The 17392-nt window shown below is 64.8% G+C and carries 19 protein-coding genes and 1 tRNA gene; 8 read left to right on the top strand and 12 right to left on the bottom strand.

The genetic code is table 11. From position 1 onward, the window contains the following. Positions 1-30: 30 nt before the first annotated feature. The 5 genes from AWB81_RS07145 to AWB81_RS07125 form a co-directional block, all read right to left on the bottom strand. Positions 31-381 (bottom strand): branched-chain amino acid transport AzlD family protein, encoded by a 351-nt coding sequence (locus tag AWB81_RS07145; protein WP_062633623.1) that lies wholly within the window; start codon positions 379-381, stop codon positions 31-33. After that, the gene (locus AWB81_RS07140) at positions 378-1046 is read right to left on the bottom strand and encodes an AzlC family ABC transporter permease (RefSeq protein ID WP_087134849.1); all 669 of its coding nucleotides are present in this window, start codon (positions 1044-1046) and stop codon (positions 378-380) included. Before AWB81_RS07140 ends, AWB81_RS07145 begins: the two co-directional genes overlap by 4 nt. Before the next feature lie 172 nt (positions 1047-1218). Beyond that, entirely contained in the window at positions 1219-2040 is an 822-nt protein-coding gene (locus AWB81_RS07135) for a helix-turn-helix transcriptional regulator (RefSeq protein ID WP_062633619.1), read from the bottom strand. An 85-nt stretch (positions 2041-2125) separates the two neighbouring features. Then, entirely contained in the window at positions 2126-2614 is a 489-nt protein-coding gene (locus AWB81_RS07130; protein WP_062633617.1) for a CreA family protein, read from the bottom strand. A 269-nt stretch (positions 2615-2883) separates the two neighbouring features. Beyond that, the gene (locus AWB81_RS07125; RefSeq protein ID WP_062633615.1) at positions 2884-3630 is read right to left on the bottom strand and encodes a FadR/GntR family transcriptional regulator; all 747 of its coding nucleotides are present in this window, start codon (positions 3628-3630) and stop codon (positions 2884-2886) included. Between the two features lie 152 nt (positions 3631-3782). On the opposite strand from AWB81_RS07125, the gene AWB81_RS07120 reads away from it, so the two are divergent. Genes AWB81_RS07120 through AWB81_RS07110 form a run of 3 tightly spaced genes read left to right on the top strand, consistent with a single transcriptional unit; the run spans position 3783 to position 6495 of the window. Beyond that, positions 3783-4526: a (Fe-S)-binding protein gene (locus AWB81_RS07120; protein WP_062633613.1), complete on the top strand. Its 744-nt coding sequence runs from the start codon at positions 3783-3785 to the stop codon at positions 4524-4526. After that, positions 4523-5914 (top strand): lactate utilization protein B, encoded by a 1392-nt coding sequence (locus AWB81_RS07115; RefSeq protein ID WP_062633611.1) that lies wholly within the window; start codon positions 4523-4525, stop codon positions 5912-5914. Before AWB81_RS07120 ends, AWB81_RS07115 begins: the two co-directional genes overlap by 4 nt. Next, positions 5911-6495, top strand: coding sequence for a LutC/YkgG family protein (locus AWB81_RS07110; RefSeq protein ID WP_062633609.1), 585 nt, complete (start codon positions 5911-5913; stop codon positions 6493-6495). The genes AWB81_RS07115 and AWB81_RS07110 overlap by 4 nt, the downstream gene beginning before the upstream one ends. Before the next feature lie 104 nt (positions 6496-6599). On the opposite strand, the gene AWB81_RS07105 is transcribed toward AWB81_RS07110, so the two are convergent. Continuing rightward, a tRNA-Asn gene (locus AWB81_RS07105) sits at positions 6600-6675 on the bottom strand. Positions 6676-6787: 112 nt separating this feature from the next. Next, positions 6788-7111 (bottom strand): ferredoxin FdxA, encoded by a 324-nt coding sequence (gene fdxA / locus AWB81_RS07100; protein WP_062633607.1) that lies wholly within the window; start codon positions 7109-7111, stop codon positions 6788-6790. A 323-nt stretch (positions 7112-7434) separates the two neighbouring features. On the opposite strand from fdxA, the gene pncB reads away from it, so the two are divergent. The 5 genes from pncB to AWB81_RS07075 all read left to right on the top strand — a co-directional run bounded on the left by pncB (position 7435) and on the right by AWB81_RS07075 (position 13296). Beyond that, the gene (gene pncB / locus AWB81_RS07095) at positions 7435-8625 is read left to right on the top strand and encodes a nicotinate phosphoribosyltransferase (protein ID WP_062633686.1); all 1191 of its coding nucleotides are present in this window, start codon (positions 7435-7437) and stop codon (positions 8623-8625) included. A gap of 134 nt (positions 8626-8759) precedes the next feature. Continuing rightward, positions 8760-9431: a LutC/YkgG family protein gene (locus tag AWB81_RS07090; protein ID WP_062633605.1), complete on the top strand. Its 672-nt coding sequence runs from the start codon at positions 8760-8762 to the stop codon at positions 9429-9431. Positions 9432-9436: 5 nt separating this feature from the next. After that, positions 9437-10843, top strand: a complete 1407-nt coding sequence (locus AWB81_RS07085) for a sodium:proton antiporter (RefSeq protein WP_062633603.1) — start codon at positions 9437-9439, stop codon at positions 10841-10843. A gap of 9 nt (positions 10844-10852) precedes the next feature. Next, positions 10853-11833: a 2-hydroxyacid dehydrogenase gene (locus tag AWB81_RS07080; protein ID WP_062633600.1), complete on the top strand. Its 981-nt coding sequence runs from the start codon at positions 10853-10855 to the stop codon at positions 11831-11833. Further along, entirely contained in the window at positions 11830-13296 is a 1467-nt protein-coding gene (locus AWB81_RS07075; protein ID WP_062633598.1) for a DNA recombination protein RmuC, read from the top strand. Before AWB81_RS07080 ends, AWB81_RS07075 begins: the two co-directional genes overlap by 4 nt. A gap of 8 nt (positions 13297-13304) precedes the next feature. Here AWB81_RS07075 and AWB81_RS07070 read toward each other — a convergent pair whose 3' ends face one another. From AWB81_RS07070 to moaA, 5 genes are all read right to left on the bottom strand, one after another. Continuing rightward, entirely contained in the window at positions 13305-13784 is a 480-nt protein-coding gene (locus AWB81_RS07070; RefSeq protein ID WP_062633596.1) for a GNAT family N-acetyltransferase, read from the bottom strand. Next, positions 13784-14059, bottom strand: a complete 276-nt coding sequence (locus AWB81_RS07065) for a hypothetical protein (protein WP_062633594.1) — start codon at positions 14057-14059, stop codon at positions 13784-13786. Before AWB81_RS07065 ends, AWB81_RS07070 begins: the two co-directional genes overlap by 1 nt. A gap of 48 nt (positions 14060-14107) precedes the next feature. Then, a complete protein-coding gene (gene moeA, locus AWB81_RS07060; protein WP_062633592.1) occupies positions 14108-15409 on the bottom strand; it encodes a molybdopterin molybdotransferase MoeA in 1302 nt (433 codons plus the stop codon). Between the two features lie 141 nt (positions 15410-15550). Next, entirely contained in the window at positions 15551-16105 is a 555-nt protein-coding gene (mobA, locus tag AWB81_RS07055) for a molybdenum cofactor guanylyltransferase MobA (RefSeq protein WP_062633684.1), read from the bottom strand. Positions 16106-16175: 70 nt separating this feature from the next. After that, positions 16176-17285: a GTP 3',8-cyclase MoaA gene (moaA, locus tag AWB81_RS07050; protein ID WP_062633590.1), complete on the bottom strand. Its 1110-nt coding sequence runs from the start codon at positions 17283-17285 to the stop codon at positions 16176-16178. Positions 17286-17392 lie beyond the last annotated feature (107 nt).

Genomic DNA, 17392 nt, shown 5'->3' with positions numbered 1-17392 from the left:
CCGGGAACTTGAGGACTTTAGAATCAGCTTTCAGGCGACCACGACGAGTTGCCATAAGAAAAACACCGCGAGCGACACGGCGATCGTCAGCAACGGCCGCCGCGTCGCGACGCACACGCCGATCGCGACCACGGCCGCGACCAGTTGCGAGTTGCGCCAGCTCAGCTCGGCGCCGTTGCCGTGCGGCGAGACGGTCATCGGGACGATGATCGCGGTCAGCACCGTGACGGGCACGAAGGAAAGCGCGGTGCGCATGACGGGCGGAAACGCGAGCTTCTCGCCGAGCACGAAGACGGCCGCGCGGATCAGGTAAGTCACGAGCGCCATGCCGAGAATCAGCACGACATAGCTCGTCGAGGAAGTTTGCGCGATCTGGGTCATTGCGTGCGCTCCTGCGTATGAAGGCGGCCTTCGAGCATCGTCAGCACCATTCCGACCGCGACGCCCACGAGCACCGCCGCGAGCAAGCCGAGCTTGTACGGCCAGCCCTGCCACGCGAACGACAGCACGCCCGCCGCCAGCGACGCCGCCACGAACCGCACCGCGGCGAGCTGCGGCACGATGATCGCGATAAAGGTCGCGACCATCGCGAAGTCGAGGCCGAGCGACTGCAGCCCGGGAAACGCGGCGCCGAAGAAGAGACCGACGAGCGTCCACAACTGCCAGTTCAGGTACATCGCGATTCCGGAGCCGAAGAAGTAATGCGGACCCGTCTCGCCCGGCGGACGCTTCTGGTAGTGCGCATAGGCGACTGCGAACACCTCGTCGGTCATCAGCGCGCCGAGCGTCCAGCGCCAGCGCGCGGGCAGGTGCGCCACGTAGGGCGCGAGCGTCGCGGAGTAGAGGATGTGGCGCAGGTTGACGATGAGCGTCGTCGCCCAGATGACGGCGAAGCTCGCATGCCCCGCGATCAGTCCGACCGCGATGAACTGCGCCGAGCCCGCGAAGACCGCAAGCGACATCAGTTGTCCGTGCCACAGACTGAGCGGGCTGGCGGTCACGAGCGTGCCGAAAATGACGCCGAAAGGCGCGGCGCCGACCATCATCGGGATGGTGTCGCGGGCGCCGGCGGCGAATTCGCCGAGGGTAGTGCTGTTGCCGGGTGGTGCTTTCAAGATGTCCTCCTGTGGCAGCGAGGATAGGGCGGGACGGCACAGGCGCGCTTGTACGTTCTTGCGGTTTCTCAAGAGAAGCGCATTGCGGCGACGACGGGCGCGCCTACCGCCAGCGCCCCGGCGGCACGCCGAATGCGCGCTTGAAATGCCGCGTGAAATGGCTTTGATCGGTGAAACCGCTCGCCGCCGCGACCTCCGTCACCGAGACGCCCGCGCGCAACGCGCCGAGCGCCCGCGTGAGCCGCATCTGGTTGCGCCATGCGTGCGGCGCGAGGCCGGTCTCGCGCGTGAAGAGCCGCGCCGCATGAAACGTCGACAATCCGACGCTCTCCGCGAGTTCCGCCAGGGTGACGGGCGCGGTGAGATCGTCGGTCAGGCGCGTCTTCATTGCTTCGACGCGCACCGTGTCGCTGCCGATTCGCGCAATCGCCGGGCGCTCGCCCGCGTGGCGCGCGAGGAGTGTCGAGAGTGCATCGAGGAGCGCGGTTTCGGCGTGAAGCGGATCGGCGTTCGATTCGAGCGCGCGATGCGCGAGCGCGAGACGCCGCGCGAGATCGCCGTCACGGATGATGTCGGCGGGGAACCACGGCAGCGGCTCGGCGCGGCCGGAGACTTCGCTCGCGATCGACTGCACGAATTCCACCGGCAGATAGAACACGCGATACCGCCAGCCCGCATCGACCGCCCGCGCGCCCGTGTGCAGTTCGCCGGGATTGATGACCGGCACCGAACCCGCCTCGGCGACATAGTGCGAGCCGCGATAGTCGTAGCATTCGGCGCCCGCTTCGATCACGGGCACCGTGTACGCGTCGTGCCAGTGCGGCGTGAACGTGTGGTCGTGGTACTCGGCGGTCAGCATGTCCGCGCCGGGCGCGAGCGGCGAGCGCCAGTAGCGCGCGGAATCGCTGAATCGGTTGACGGTCATGGCACGGGCAAGGGCTTTTCAGGGGCGAACCGATGATCTTACACGCCACGCGCTTTTCAGCGGCTGACGGATACCGCCGGCGCGCTTATTTGACCGGGATCGTCGTGTCCGAGGGCACAGGCACGGCTGTCACGCTGTTCTTCGCACTGCCGGTCGCGATTCGGTCGCTGTAGGTCAGATAGACGAGCGTATTGCGCTTCGCGTCGACGATCCGCACGACGTGCAGCGTCTTGAAGATGAGCGACATGCGGTCCGAGAACACGTCCGACTTCTGCTTGAGCGGTTCGACGATCTTGATCGGCCCGACCTGGCGGCAGGCGATCGAAGCTTCCGTCGGATCTTCGGCGATGCCGAGCGTGCCTTTCACGCCGCCCGTGCGTGCCCGCGACACGTAGCACGTCACGCCGGTGACGAGCGGGTCGTCATAGGCTTCGACGCTCACACGATCCGAGCCGGTGAAGCGGAAGTTGGTGTTTACGCTCGCGATTTCCTCGGCCTGCACGAACGGTGCACATCCGAAGGCGAGGGCGGCGAGCACGCCGACTGAGCAGGCTTGACTACGGGCGCGTTTCATCGGATTTCCTTCGGAAAAAAGAAAAGGCGTCGTATTGTAACGACGCCTTTCGCGATGACGCGCGTCTCGCCGCGCAATCAATGAAAAATCAAATACAGGATCACGAGCACGATCACCGGTACGCCGAGCAGCCAGCCGAGCAGATAAGGCATTTGGGGTTCCTCCGTTCGTTTTCTGATTAGACGGCTTCAGTATCGGCCGCGCGCCAGTCGAGAAAAAGCCGAGGATGTCCGAAATGCGTGTAGGCGCTGTCCTATGCACCGCTATGCTCAGACGGAATCGGCGCGCGCGTGTTTCGCCGGCCGGTCGCGATAAAGCGTCTGCACATAGTCGAGATGCGCGCCGGCCGCCTCGCGGGCGCGCGCCGGATCGCGCGCGACGATCGCGTCGAAGATCGCGCGATGCTGCGCGAGAAGCCTCGCTTCGACCTCGTCGTCATAGTCCACCAGACGATGCGAAGTCAGCATCGATTCGCGGATCAACTCGTGCAGCCCATGCATCACGTGCGCGAGCGCGACGTTGTGTGTGGCATCGGCGATGGCGAGATGAAACGCCGCGTCCTTTTCCGCGATGCGAGTGCGCTTTGGCTCGGCGACTGCGGACCGCAGCGCGTCGAAGGCCGCGGCGATACGCTGCAAATCCGCTTCGGTCGCGCGCTCGGCGGCGTAGGCCGTCGAGAGCGTTTCGAGGCCGTGGCGCAGTTCGAGCACGTCGGCGCTTGCGTTCGGATGCCGTTCGAGGAGCGCCGCGAGCGGATCGGAGACGAGCGGCGCCGTCACGTCCGACACGATGAACCCGCCGCGCGCGACGGCGCGAATGAAACCGTCCGATTCGAGCCGGATCAGCGCCTCGCGCAGCGACGGCCGCGACACGTTCAACTGCTCGGCGAGATCGCGCTCGGCCGGCAAACGCTGGCCGGGCAGCAGCGTGCCGCTCGAAATCAGCGCGCGGATTTGTCCAGACACGACATCGGACAAACGCACGCGCGAATAGGAATGAACGGGCTGGAAGGTCATCTTTCTTCGCTTTTCGTCGATTTCGTTTTGTGAAGCTGGCGGATTTCCCTAGTTTGACACGAAAGATCACAAACTTTAAAGTCTTGGTCAGACCAAGCTGACCAAAGCTGGCGCGAGCACCCCGCATCGACGTCCCCACGCCCCTTCATGCCATGAAAGTTGCCCTGTTCGTCCCGTGTTTCATCGACGCCTTCTATCCGGAAGTCGGCATTGCGACGCTCGAATTGCTCGAGCGGCTGGGCCTCGACGTGGATTACCCCGAGGAGCAAACCTGTTGCGGCCAGCCGATGGCCAACAGTGGCGCGCAAAAGGACGCGGCGGGCGCGGAGCGCGTGTTCGCCCGCAATTTCGCCGACTACGACTACGTGGTCGGGCCGTCAGCGAGTTGCATCCATCATGTGCGCCAGCATTTCACGGCGATCGAGCAGACTGCGGCCGTGCGAAAGGTGCGCGCGAGCGCGTTCGAACTCACCGAGTTCCTGCACGACGTGCTGAAAGTGCGCGATTTCCCTTGGGCCGAGTTTCCGCATCGCGTGGGGCTGCACAACAGTTGCAGCGCCATCCGGCATCTGCGCGAAAGCTCGGCGTCCGAAATCGCGGAGGCGCCGTTTTCCAAGCCGCGCGCGCTGCTCGAACGCGTGAAGGGCATCGAGTTTGTCGCGCCCGCGCGCCCGGACGAATGCTGCGGCTTCGGCGGCACGTTCTCCGTGACGGAGGAAGCCGTATCGGTGCGAATGGGCCAGGACAAGGTGCGCGATCACGTCGGGGCGGGTGCGCAGTACATCGTTTCCGGCGACATGTCGTGTCTGATGCACCAGCAGGGTTGCGCCGAACGCATGAAGCTCGACGCGCGTTTCATCCATATCGCGCAGATTCTGAACGGAGCACGCGGATGACCAAGACCGTCCGTATCGACCACGCGAAGGCCGCCGGCGCGTTCCTGCAGAAGGCGGATCACGTCGCATTTCATGACAAGCGCCTGTGGGACCTGCGCACCAAGCGCGATGCGCAGGCGCACGGCATCGCGGAATGGGAGACGCTGCGCGATCTCGCGTCGGGCATCAAGGAGCACACGCTCTCGCATCTCGCCGACTACATCGAGCAGTTCGTCGCAGAGGCGGAGAAGAACGGCGTCGTGGTGCATTTCGCGGCGGACGCGGAGGAGCACAACGCGATCGTCCATCGACTGATGAGCGAGCGCGGCATGACGACGCTCGTCAAGAGCAAGTCGATGCTCACCGACGAATGCAAGATGCGCGAATTCCTGGAGCCGCGCGGCATCACGGTGATGGAGACTGATCTCGGCGAGCGTATCCAGCAGCTCGATCACCAGGATCCGAGTCACATGGTCGTGCCGGCCGTGCACAAGCTGCGCGCCGATGTCGCGGAACTCTTCGGCCGCACGATCGGCACCGATCCCGCGAACAGCGACATTCACTATCTCGCCGAAAGCCAGCGCATGCATACGCGGCCGTACTTCGTGCGCGAAAAGACCGCCGGCATGACGGGCTGCAACTTCGCGGTGGCGGAAACGGGGACGGTGGTCGTGTGCACGAACGAGGGCAACGCCGACCTTTCCGCGAACGTGCCGCCGCTGCATATCGCGTCGATCGGTATCGAGAAGCTGATCCCGAAGATTTCCGATCTCGGCGTCTTCGTGCGGATGCTGTCGAGAAGCGCGCTCGGCTCGCCGATCACGCAGTACACGTCGCACTTTCGCGCGCCGCGCCCCGGCACGGAGATGCACTACATCCTCGTCGATCACGGCCGCTCCGAACGCCTCGCGATGGACGACTTCTGGTATTCGCTCAAGTGCATCCGCTGCGGCGCGTGCATGAATACGTGTCCGGTGTACCGGCGAAGCGGCGGCCTGTCGTATGGCGGGACGTATTCGGGGCCGATCGGCGCGATCATCAATCCGACCTTCGACCTGAAGCGCTACAGCAGCCTGCCGTTCGCCTCGACGATGAACGGCAGTTGCACGAGCGTGTGCCCGGTGCGCGTGAACATCCACGAGCAGATCTACAAGTGGCGCGAGGTGATCGCGGAGCGCCATGAAGTGCCGTTCGTGAAGAAGGAAGTGCTGAAGATGGCGGGTCGGCTGCTGGCGAGCCCGACGCTGTATCGCGCGACGGTCGCCTCGCTCGGCGGCGCGCTCAAGCGTCTGCCGAACTTCGTGCTCTACAACCCGCTGAATATCTGGGGGCGTCAGCGCGACCTGCCCGACGCGCCCGCCGAGACTTTCCACGAGTGGTATCGAAAAAACCGGAAGCAACCGAAATGACGACCCGCGACGCCTTTCTCGTCAGAATCCGCGCAGCACAGCCGGCGCCAAGGCCGCGTCCCGACGTGCCGCTTTTCAGCGTGCCCGAAGGCGACCGGCGCACGCGCTTCACGGCCGCGCTCGCGATGATGGGCGGCACGTGCATCGAAGCGCAGAGTCTCGGCGACGTGCGCGCGCTGCTCGTCGAGCGGTTCGGGTCGGATGCGGTAGTGGCTTCCGCAGTGGACGGGATCGGGGGAAATCGCCCGCTCGCCGCCGACACGCCGCCGGCTTCGCTGCAGGATGTCGATGTCGGCGTGGTGCGCGGGCGCTTCGGGGTCGCGGAAACGGGCTCGGTCTGGTTCAGCGAAGCCGAGTACATCGTGAATTCGATCGGCTATCTCGTGCAGCATCTCATCGTGCTGCTCGATCCGGCGCAACTCGTCGACGGCTTGCAGGAGGTGTATCGGCGGGACGATTTTCAGTCGGCGCGCTACGCGGTGCTCGTGACCGGGCCGTCCGCGACTGCGGATATCGAAGGCGTGCTGATCCGGGGCGCGCAGGGCGTGCGCTCGCTGACGGTGGTGTGGCTTGGTGCGTAGGCTTTAAAGCGCGAGCGCGATTCGAATGGCGAAGAACGCAAGCGCCCGAAGCCCAAAAGCAAAAAGCCCAATCATTCGATTGGGCTTTTTGCTTTGAATCTTTTTGGCTCCCCGACCTGGGCTCGAACCAGGGACCTACGGATTAACAGTCCGGCGCTCTACCGACTGAGCTATCGGGGAACATCAACAGCAGAGAGATGAAATTATATGAAGGGTTTCTTACCCTGTCAACACCCTGCCTTCTCTCTTTTAAAATTTTTTATCCGAGGAACGCGAGTGACGGCAAAGCGCTTCAGCGCTCGAGCAGGTCGAGTTTTTCCTTCACGTCCTTGAACTCGTCGGCTTCGGGAAGCGGCGCTTTGGTCTTCGTGATGCTCGGCCAGTTGCGCGCGAGTTCGGCGTTCAGTTCGGTGAAATGCTGCTGGTCGCCGGGCACATCTTCTTCGGCGTAAATCGCGTTCACCGGACATTCGGCCACGCACACGGCGCAGTCGATGCACTCGTCCGGATCGATCGCGAGAAAGTTGGGACCTTCACGGAAGCAATCCACCGGGCACACGTCGACGCAATCGGTATAGCGGCACTTGATGCAGCTTTCGGTCACAACGTGAGTCATTCAGGCTCCTGCATGCGGAATTCGTGGGGGCGGCGGCCGGCGGCTACTTGGGCCGTGCACTCGAGTCTTTCACTGATGTGTGCAGCCGGGCCTGCCAAAACCGATATTGTAGCGTACCGGTAAATTTCAGCGCGAGCCCCACGGGGCGGGCCTTATATCGTTTCGTGATGTGTTTATGTGATGGCGCGAGGCCTCGGCGTTCCCCGTGACGGCACGCGCATTCGGGTAACATGGGCCGTAGAAGGCCACGCGACGCGGCTCCGGCCGCGCCCGCGAGCGTGCCCGGGATGTGCGCGCTCTTCATCGATGTTCGACCGACAATCATGATCATCAATACGCTGCTCGATACCGACCTCTACAAGTTCACGATGATGCAGGTCGTCCTGCATCACTTCCCGGCGGCGCACGTCGAGTACCGTTTCCGCTGCCGCACGCCGGAGGTCGATCTCGTCCCCTACATCGACGAGATCCGCGACGAAGTGCGCCAGCTCTGCAACCTGCGCTTCAGGGAAGAAGAGCTCGACTATCTGCGGCGCATGCGCTTCATCAAGAGCGATTTCATCGATTTCCTCGCGCTCTTTCATCTGAACGAAAAATCGATCGTCATTTCACCCTCGCCGAAGAAGAATGGTGAAATCGACATCGTGATCGACGGCCCGTGGCTGCACACCATCCTGTTCGAGATCCCGGTGCTGGCCATTGTCAACGAGGTCTACTTCCGCAATACGCAGGGCAAGCCCGACTATGCGATCGGCCGCGAGCGCCTGCGCGACAAGATCAAGCTGCTCGCCACGCCGCCCGAATTCTCCGACTGCAAGATCGCCGACTACGGCACCCGGCGCCGTTTCTCCAAGCAGTGGCACGAGGAAGTCGCGCTCACACTGAAAGAAGGTCTCGGCGAACAGTTCGCAGGCACGAGCAATGTCTTCTACGCGATGAAGCACGGCCTGCGTCCGCTCGGCACGATGGCGCATGAATACCTGCAGGCGTGCCAGGCGCTCGGGCCGCGCCTGCGCGACTCGCAGACCTTCGGCTTCGAAATGTGGGCGAAGGAATATCGCGGCGACCTCGGCATTGCGCTGTCGGATGTCTACGGCATGAAGGCGTTTCTGCGCGACTTCGACATGTACTTCTGCAAGCTCTTCGACGGCGCCCGCCACGATTCCGGCGACCCGTTCGACTGGGGCGAGCGGCTCATCAGACACTATGAAGAGAATCGCTGCGACCCGCGCACGAAGGTTCTCGTGTTCTCCGACGCGCTCGACATTCCCAAGGTCCTGCAACTCTACGAGCGCTTTCGCGGACGCTGCCAACTCGCCTTCGGTGTCGGCACGAACCTGACGAACGATCTCGGCTACCAGCCGTTGCAGATCGTCATCAAGATGGTTCGCTGTAACGGCCAGCCGGTCGCCAAGCTCTCCGATTCGCCGGGCAAGAACATGTGCGACGACAAGGCCTATCTCGCGTATCTGCGTCAGGTGTTCGGCATCGAGCAGCCGACGCAGGAAGCGTAACCGCCCGCGCGCGTTTCGGGTTCGGGCGCGCGCTGCGTTAGCCATTCGGCCGAGGGGCAGGCCTCGCGGACCGCTCGCTATAATCGTGTCGGCATCGACGAAGCGCATCGACCAAGGCTAACGAGGACATCGACATGGACACATCGGCTGCTCGCCGCAACATTCTTGCGCGGATTCGCAGCGCTCAGGGCAGACCGCTCGCGCCGACGGATGCCGAACGCGCCGCCGCCGAAGACTATCTCGCTCGCCATCCTGCCGGTCCGCGTCCCGAACTGCCCTCGACGCAGGCCGAGCTCGTTGCACGCTTCACGCTCGAAGCCGAACGTCTTTCCACCACCGTCGCCGAAGTGCAGTCGCTCGGCGATGCGCCCGCCGAAGCCCTTCGTTATCTTGAGTCGCTGAACCTCGGCACCGAGGCGGTCGCGTGGCCGTCGCTCGCGGACTTGCCGTGGGCCGCTGCCGGCATGCGGGTGCAGTTGCGCAAGCCCGTCGACGCCGATCTCGTCGGCATCACCGGATGCTTCTGCGCAACGGCCGAAACAGGCTCGCTCGTGCTGCTCGGCGGCCCGGACACGCCCGCATCGGGCGCGCTGCTGCCGCAGACGCACATCGCGATCGTGCCGGTCTCGCGCATCGTCGCGGCTCACGAGGACGCATTTGCGCTGATGCGCGCGGAGCGGGGCGAGTTGCCGCGCGCGGTGAATTTCGTGTCGGGGCCCTCGCGTACCGGCGACATCGAACAGACCATCGTGCTCGGCGCGCATGGGCCGTATCGCGTGCATGTGATTGTCGTGCGGGAGGCGTGAGCACGATGCGGCGTCTGACTATCGGCGGCGCGCTCGCCGCGCTGCCGCTCGGCGCATCCGCGGCCACACTCGACGGCGCCACGCTGTCCGCGCTCTGGGGCATCCCGTTCATCGGCATCCTGCTTTCCATCGCCGTCTTTCCGCTCGTCGCGCCCAGATTCTGGCATCACCATTTCGGCAAGATTTCGGCCGCCTGGGCCGTCGCGTTTCTCGTGCCGTTCGCGCATTCCTTCGGCGCGGGCGTCGCCTTCGGCGCATTCATTCACTCGATGCTCGAAGAGTACCTGCCGTTCATCATCCTGCTGGCGGCGCTTTATACGGTCGCGGGCGGCATCTGCGTGCGCGGCAACTTGCACGGCTCGCCGCGCCTGAACACGGCGCTGCTCGCGCTCGGCACGGTGCTCGCGAGCATCATGGGCACGACCGGCGCCGCGATGCTCCTGATCCGGCCGCTCCTGCGCGCGAACGACAACCGCAAACACGTCGTTCACGTAGTCGTGTTCTTCATCTTCCTGGTGGCGAATGCGGGCGGTTCGCTGTCGCCGCTCGGCGATCCGCCTTTGTTCCTCGGCTTCCTGAACGGCGTCAGTTTCTTCTGGACGACGGTCCATCTCGCGCTGCCGATGCTGTTCATTTGCGTCGTGCTGCTCGCGCTGTTCTACGCGCTCGACAGCTACTATTTCCGCATGAAGGAAGAGGCACGCAGCGCGTTCCTCGATCCGACGCCTGATTCGCCGCCGCTCGGTATCGACGGCAAGGTCAACTTCCTGCTGCTCGGCGCGGTGATCGCGCTCGTGCTGATGAGCGGCATCTGGAAGCCGGGCATCGAATTCGACGTGTTCGGCACGCATCTGGCGCTGCAGAACGCCGCGCGCGACGTGCTGCTCGTCGTCGTCGCGCTGGCCTCGCTCGCGCTCACGCCGAAAAGCGCGCGTGCGGGCAACGCGTTCAACTGGGCGCCGATCGAGGAAGTCGCGAAGCTCTTCGCCGCGATCTTCATCACGATCGTGCCGGTCATCACGATCCTGCGCGCGGGCGAGTCGGGCGCGTTCGCGAGCATCGTGCATCTCGTGACGGACGCGCAAGGCAAGCCGGTCGACATCGCCTACTTCTGGGCGACGGGCATCCTCTCGTCCTTCCTCGACAACGCGCCGACCTATCTCGTGTTCTTCAATCTCGCGGGCGGGGACGCGCAAACGCTCATGACTACCGGCGCATCGACGCTCGCCGCAATTTCCGCGGGCGCCGTCTTCATGGGCGCGAACAGTTATATCGGCAATGCGCCGAACTTCATGGTCAAGGCGATCGCCGAGTCGCGCGGCGTCCGCATGCCGAGTTTTTTCGGCTATCTCGGATGGTCCGCGATCGTGCTGCTGCCCGTTTTCGTCGTCACTGGCTGGCTATTTTTCTAGGAGCAACCGATGAAGAAGGTTTTTGTCTCACGTCCCATCTTCCCCGATGTGATCGAGCGCCTGAAACAGTATTTCGAAGTCGATGCCCACGACGGCCCGGCGCTGCCCGCCGATCAGATCGCCGCGCGTCTCGCCGACAAGGACGGCGCGTTCATAGCGGGCGATCCGGTCGGCGCGAAGGCAATCGAAGGCGCGCCGAACCTGAAAGTGGTGTCGAACATGGCGGTCGGGTACAACAACTTCGACATGCAGGCGTTCAACGCGCACGGCGTGCTCGGCACCAACACGCCAGACGTGCTGAACGAAACCACGGCCGATTTCGGCTGGGCGCTGATGATGGCGACGGCTCGCCGCGTCACGGAATCCGAGCACTATCTGCGCGCCGGCAAATGGCAGGAGTGGTCGTACGACGCGTTCACCGGATCGGACATCTACGGCTCGACGCTCGGCGTGATCGGCATGGGACGCATCGGCCAGGCGCTCGCGCGGCGCGCGAAAGGCTTCAGCATGCGCGTGATCTATCACAACCGCTCGCGCGTCGCGCCTGAGATCGAAGCTGAACTGAACGCCGAATACGCGTCGAAAGAGGACTTGCTCAAGCACGCCGACCACGTCGTGCTCGTCGTGCCGTACAGCAGCGCGAGCCATCACACGATCGGCGGGGCCGAACTCGCGCTGATGAAGCCGACGGCAACGCTGACCAACATTGCACGCGGCGGCATCGTCGACGACGCGGCGCTGATCGAGGCATTGCGGCGCCGCCAGATCGCGGGCGCGGGTCTCGACGTGTTCGAAGGCGAGCCGAACTTCAACCGCGATTTCCTGACGCTCTCGAATGTCGTGCTGACGCCGCACATCGCGAGCGCGAGCGAAGCGACGCGCCGCGCGATGGCGAATCTGGCCGCCGACAACCTCATCGCCGGTCTGGGCGAAGGTCCGCGCGCCGGCAACCCGCCTAATCCGATCAACCCCGACGTGCTGAAGAAATGACCATGCTGTTGCCCGGCGCGGTCGCGTTCCTGGCGATCGCGCTCGTCATTGTTTCGATCGCGCTGTTCGTGCTCGCGCGCCGCAATGCGCACGCCGACATCGACGAGGAATTCGCGGCGCTGACGGATCGCGTCAACGACATGGGCGAGGCGCATGCGCGCGCGCAGGAACGGCTCGAACGCGGCTTGCGGAGCGACATCACGGAGAGCTCGCGCGCGTCGCGCACCGAGGCGAGCAGCGGTTTCGCGCAGTTCCAGCAGACGCTCGCGACGCAGCTCGCCAGCATGGCGACCGTGCAGAACGCGCAGATCGAAGCCTTCGCGCAGCAGCTCGTGAAGCTCACGGAAAGCAATGCGCTGCAGCTCCAGCATGCGCGCGACGAGCAGGGCAATGCGCTGAAGCGCTTCGGTGACACGCTCGCGCTGCAACTCGCGCAACTGTCGGAGACAAACGACCGGCGCCTGACCGAAGTGCGCGCGACGCTCGAAGCGCGGCTGAAGGATATCGAGGCGAACAACGCGGCGAAGCTGGACGAAATGCGCCGCACCGTCGACGAAAAGCTGCACGCGACGCTGGAGCAACGGCTCGGCGAATCGTTCAAGCTCGTGTCCGAACGGTTGGAGCAGGTGCATCGCGGGCTCGGCGAGATGCAGACGCTGGCGGCGGGCGTCGGCGATCTCAAGAAGGTGCTGACCAACGTCAAGACGCGCGGAACGTGGGGCGAAGTGCAACTTGAGTCGCTGCTCGAACAGGTGCTCACGCCCGATCAATACGCCAAGAACGTCGCGACGATTCCGAAGAGCAGCGAGCGCGTCGAGTTCGCAATCAGGTTGCCCGGGCGGCACGACACGCCCGGCACCGCCGGCAGCGTCGCGACGCCTGTCTGGCTGCCTATCGACGCGAAGTTTCCGCGCGAGGACTATGAACGTCTGATCGACGCGCAGGAACGCGCCGATCCGGTCGCAGTGGAAGAAGCGTCGCGTGCGCTCGAAGGGCGCGTGCGCGCGGAGGCGAAGACGATCGCGGAGAAGTACGTCGCGCCGCCGCACACCACGGATTTCGCGCTGCTCTTTCTGCCGACCGAAGGCTTGTACGCGGAGATCCTGCGGCGTCCCGGACTCACGGACATGCTGCAGCGGGAGTATCGGGTGAGCGTCGCCGGGCCGACGACGCTGACCGCGTTGCTCAACAGTTTGCAGATGGGCTTCCGTACGCTCGCCATCGAGAAGCGTTCGAGCGAGGTGTGGCAGGTGCTCGGCGCGGTGAAGACCGAGTTCCGCAAGTTCGGCGATGTGCTCGCGAACACCAGACGGCAACTCGAAACCGTGACGCGATCGATCGAAGCGGCGGAGACGCGCACGCGTCAGATGAACAAGAAGCTGCGCGATGTCGAGGCGTTGCCGGGAGAGCAGGTGGCGGGGATGCTCGGGGCGTCGCCGGGCGAAGATCCCGACGACGCCTGATAGACCAGTCAGCCGTGAGCCAGCTTGTCGAGCGAGTCGCCCGTGATGCGCACGATGCGCCAGTCGGGCAGCACGGTCGCCCCCATCTTTTCGTAGAAGTCGATGGCCTGCTGGTTCCAGTCGAGCACCGACCATTCGAAGCGGCCGCATTTGCGCTCGACGGCGAGTGCCGCGAGCGCGCGCAGCATTTTCGTGCCGAGACCGCTGCCGCGCAGATTAGGACGCACGTACAGGTCTTCGAGGTAGAGGCCGCGTTTGCCGAGGAACGTCGAGAAGTTGTGGAAGAAAAGCGCATAACCGACCACCGCGCCGTTCTCCTCTGCGACGAGCGCTTCGGCGGCGGGCCGCGCGCCGAATAGCGCATCGTGCACGCCGTCTTCGGTGGCGACGAAGAGATGCGTGAGCTTCTCGAATTCGGCGAGTTCGAGCATCAGCGCGAAGATCGCGCCGACGTCAGTGGGTGTGGCCGTGCGGATCAGCGCGCTCATCACGCTTCCTCCGGCGCGTCGGACAAGACGATCTCGATCCCGCCGAAGCGCGACGCCACCCAGTTGTACGCGTGGCACGCGATCCACAGAAGGACGAAGCCAAGGATCGCGTTGAGCAGCAGCGCGCTCGTCACCGTGCTGAGTTCGACCGAGCCGAAGCGGAAGAACGCGACCAGCACGCCCAGCAGCACGATCGGCACGCTGAACGTCAGGTACACGAGGATCAGCGCCTTTGCCGTTTGTCCCGGTGCGATGAAGGAAATCTGCTTTTTCATTGAAGGAAAATCCCCGTCTGTCGGTGTTTCAAAAGCCTGTTGCGCGTTTCAGATCAGTCCGGCGAAGGGCAGGATGTCGACCGTTTCGCCAGCGTCGACGTCGCCGCGGTCATGTTCCAGGACGATGAAGCAGTTTGCATTGCTCATCGAACTGAGTACGCCCGAACCCTGCGGTCCCGTTGTGACGACGACGAAGCGCCCGTCGTCGTCGCGGCGCGCGATGCCGCGCTGGAACTCGGTGCGGCCCGCGCGTTTCCTGATCGGTTGCGGGCTGACGGCCTGGATCAGCGGCAGCGGTTCGCGCGTCGCGCCCGACATCGCGAGCAAAGCTTCGCGCACGATGAAATAGAACGTCGCCATCACCGCGACCGGATTGCCCGGCAAGCCGAAGAAGAGCGCCGATTCGCCTTCGCCCGCGCGCGGACCGGACCACAGCCGGCCGAACGCGAGCGGGCGGCCCGGGCGCATCGCGATCTTCCAGAACGCGACATCGCCGAGCGAATTCATCAGTTCGCGCGTGAAGTCCGCATCGCCCACCGATACGCCGCCCGAACTGATGACGACATCGGCTGTTTCGGTCGCGTGGCGCAACGCCTTCTCGAGCGATGCGCGATCGTCGCGGACCACGCCCAGATCGATCGGCTCGACATTCAGCCGGCGCAGCATCGCGTAGAGCGTGTAGCGGTTGCTGTCGTAGATGCTGCCCGGAGTCAGCGTTTCGCCGACCGAACGCAGTTCGTCGCCGGTCGAAAAGAACGCGATCCGCAGACGTCGCCGAACCGCGACTTCCGCAATGCCGAGCGACGCCAGCAAGCCCAGGTCCGATGCCCGCATGATACGGCCCGCCGCGAGCGCCGGCCGGTCCTTCGCGAGATCCTCGCCCGCGAGGCGCCGGTTCTGGCCCGGCTGCACGGCGCCCGCCGCGAAGCGGATCGCGTCGCCTTCGCGCGTGACGAGTTCCTGCGGCACGACGGTGTCGCAGCCGGGCGGAATCAGCGCGCCCGTCATGATGCGCACGCACTGCGCGACGGACGGTGTGTCGAGAAACGGCTGTCCCGCGAGCGCCGTGCCGACCACTTTCAGATCGACCTCGCGTGCGCCACCGAGGCAAGCGCCCGCGAACGCGTAGCCGTCCATCGCGGAGTTGTCGTGGGAGGGCACGTCGATCGGCGAGACGACATCTTCGGCCAGCACGCGATCCAGTGCATCGAAGAGGCTCACTCGCTCGAACGACGCAGCCTGCCCGCGCGGCGCAGCCCACTGGCGCACGATCTCCTGCGCCGCGCCGACGGGCAGGGCGTTCGGGTCGTACTGGGCGATGCAACCGGGAAAGGGCTTGGACGTGGTCATTGAATCGGGACGGGTCGCGACCGGAGTCGGGCGATTGAACGGGATGTCTCGCGACGCCGGGTGCGCCTGACGCACGAGTCGGGAGAAGGCGGCGTCCGACTGGTTTCGATGTCGCCTGAAACCCCTGGGTTCGCCAATTCGCTATCGGCGCTCCAGCTCGGCTAGCTGCTGCAAATCGTTGACATTGTAAAACGCGTGCACATCGGGGAATGCCACTTCCACCGTCTTGTGGCGCGCGTACCACGCGCGCACCTTGCGCTCGCCCGCGCGCAGACTGGTTTCGAGGTCGTCGGCAAGCGACGCGCGCGCGAGTGCGAACACCGGATGCAGATTGCGCTGGCCGTTCGCGTCCACGATCACCGCGGTCGCGATGTCGGCTTGCGCAGCCGTGAGCGCGTCGGCGAGCGTGCGGGCGAGATGCTCGTCGGCATAGGGCGCATCGCAGGGCGCGGTAAGCACGTACCGCGTTTGGGCCGCGCGCATCGCCGCGGCGATGCCGGCAAGCGGACCGGGATAGTCGGGAAGCGTATCGGCGACGACCTTCGCGCCGAACGGCTCGCCGAGACGCGCGTATTCGTCGATGCTGCGATTCGCGCTAATCAGCATCGCGCCAACCTGCGGCGCTAGACGCCGCAGCACGTGAAGTGCGAGCGGTTCGCCGAGAAACGGCTGCATGCCCTTGTCGACGCCGCCCATGCGCGAACCGCGGCCGCCCGCGAGCACGACGCCGGTGATGTCGGATTGCGCGATGCCGGAATGAGACAAGTCAGCCGCCGATATACGACATCTCGACGCGCGGCGCGTCGGGATCGGGAACCGGCAGCGCGTTGCTGCCGCGCAGTTGCGAATAACGGTCGGTGCGCCGCTCCCAGATGCGGGCGATCGCGGTGGCGATGGTGTCGTCGCTCGCGCCGCTCCGCACGAGGCCGCGCAAATCGTGGCCGTGGTTCGCGAACAGGCACAGGTAGAGCTTGCCCTCGGTCGAGAGGCGCGCGCGCGTGCAGCTGCCGCAGAACGCGCGCGTCACGCTGGAAATCACGCCGATTTCGCCGCCGCCGTCGACATAACCCCAGCGCTGGGCGGTTTCGGCGGCCGAATGCGCTTCGAGCGGGCGCAGCGGGAAATCCTCCGCGATGCGCGCGACCACTTCGGCCGAGGGCAGCACCTCGGTCATGTTCCAGCCGTTCGAGGCGCCCACGTCCATGTATTCGATGAACCGCAGGACGGTGCCGCTGCCCTTGAAGTGGCGCGCCATCGGGACGATTTCCTGGTCGTTCGTGCCGCGCTTGACGACCATGTTGACCTTGAGCGGCGCGAGGCCGGCGGCGTGCGCGGCCTCGATGCCTTCGAGCACGTCGGCGACCGCGAAATCCGCGTCGTTCATCTGGCGGAAGAGGGCGTCGTCGAGGGCGTCGAGGCTGACCGTTACTCGCGACAAACCGGCGTCCGCGAGCGAACGCGCCTTGCGCGCGAGGATCGAGCCGTTCGTGGTGAGCGTGATGTCGAGCGGGCGGCCTTCGGGCGTCGCAAGACGCGCAAGGCGCTCGATCAGGAATTCGATGTTCTTGCGCAAGAGCGGCTCGCCGCCCGTCAGCCGGATTTTCTCGACGCCATGCGCGACGAAAATCCGCGCGATCCGCTCAATTTCCTCGAACGACAGCAAAGCCGCGTGCGGCAGGAACTGGTAGTCCTTGTCGAAGACTTCGCGCGGCATGCAGTAGACGCAGCGGAAATTGCAACGATCTGTCACCGAAATGCGCAGATCGCGCAACGGACGGTGAAGCGTATCGGTCAGGAGCCCCGACGGCGGCGTCGCGACGCCGGAGAAATCCGGAATCGCGCTGACATCGGCTACGGGAATGATGCGTCGGGACATGGCTGCTCTATCGAGGACTGCGCTCTGTTTTTTTGAGGCTATCCAATTATTTTAACGGATGTAAGGACGTGAAACCCGTAGACCCTTTGGCAAGGAGCGTTACACCG

It is taken from the genome of Caballeronia arationis (genome assembly GCF_001544975.2).
Lineage (GTDB): Bacteria > Pseudomonadota > Gammaproteobacteria > Burkholderiales > Burkholderiaceae > Caballeronia > Caballeronia arationis.
Note: the sequence above shows the minus strand (reverse complement) of the source record. Positions and strands in the feature narration are given on the sequence as shown.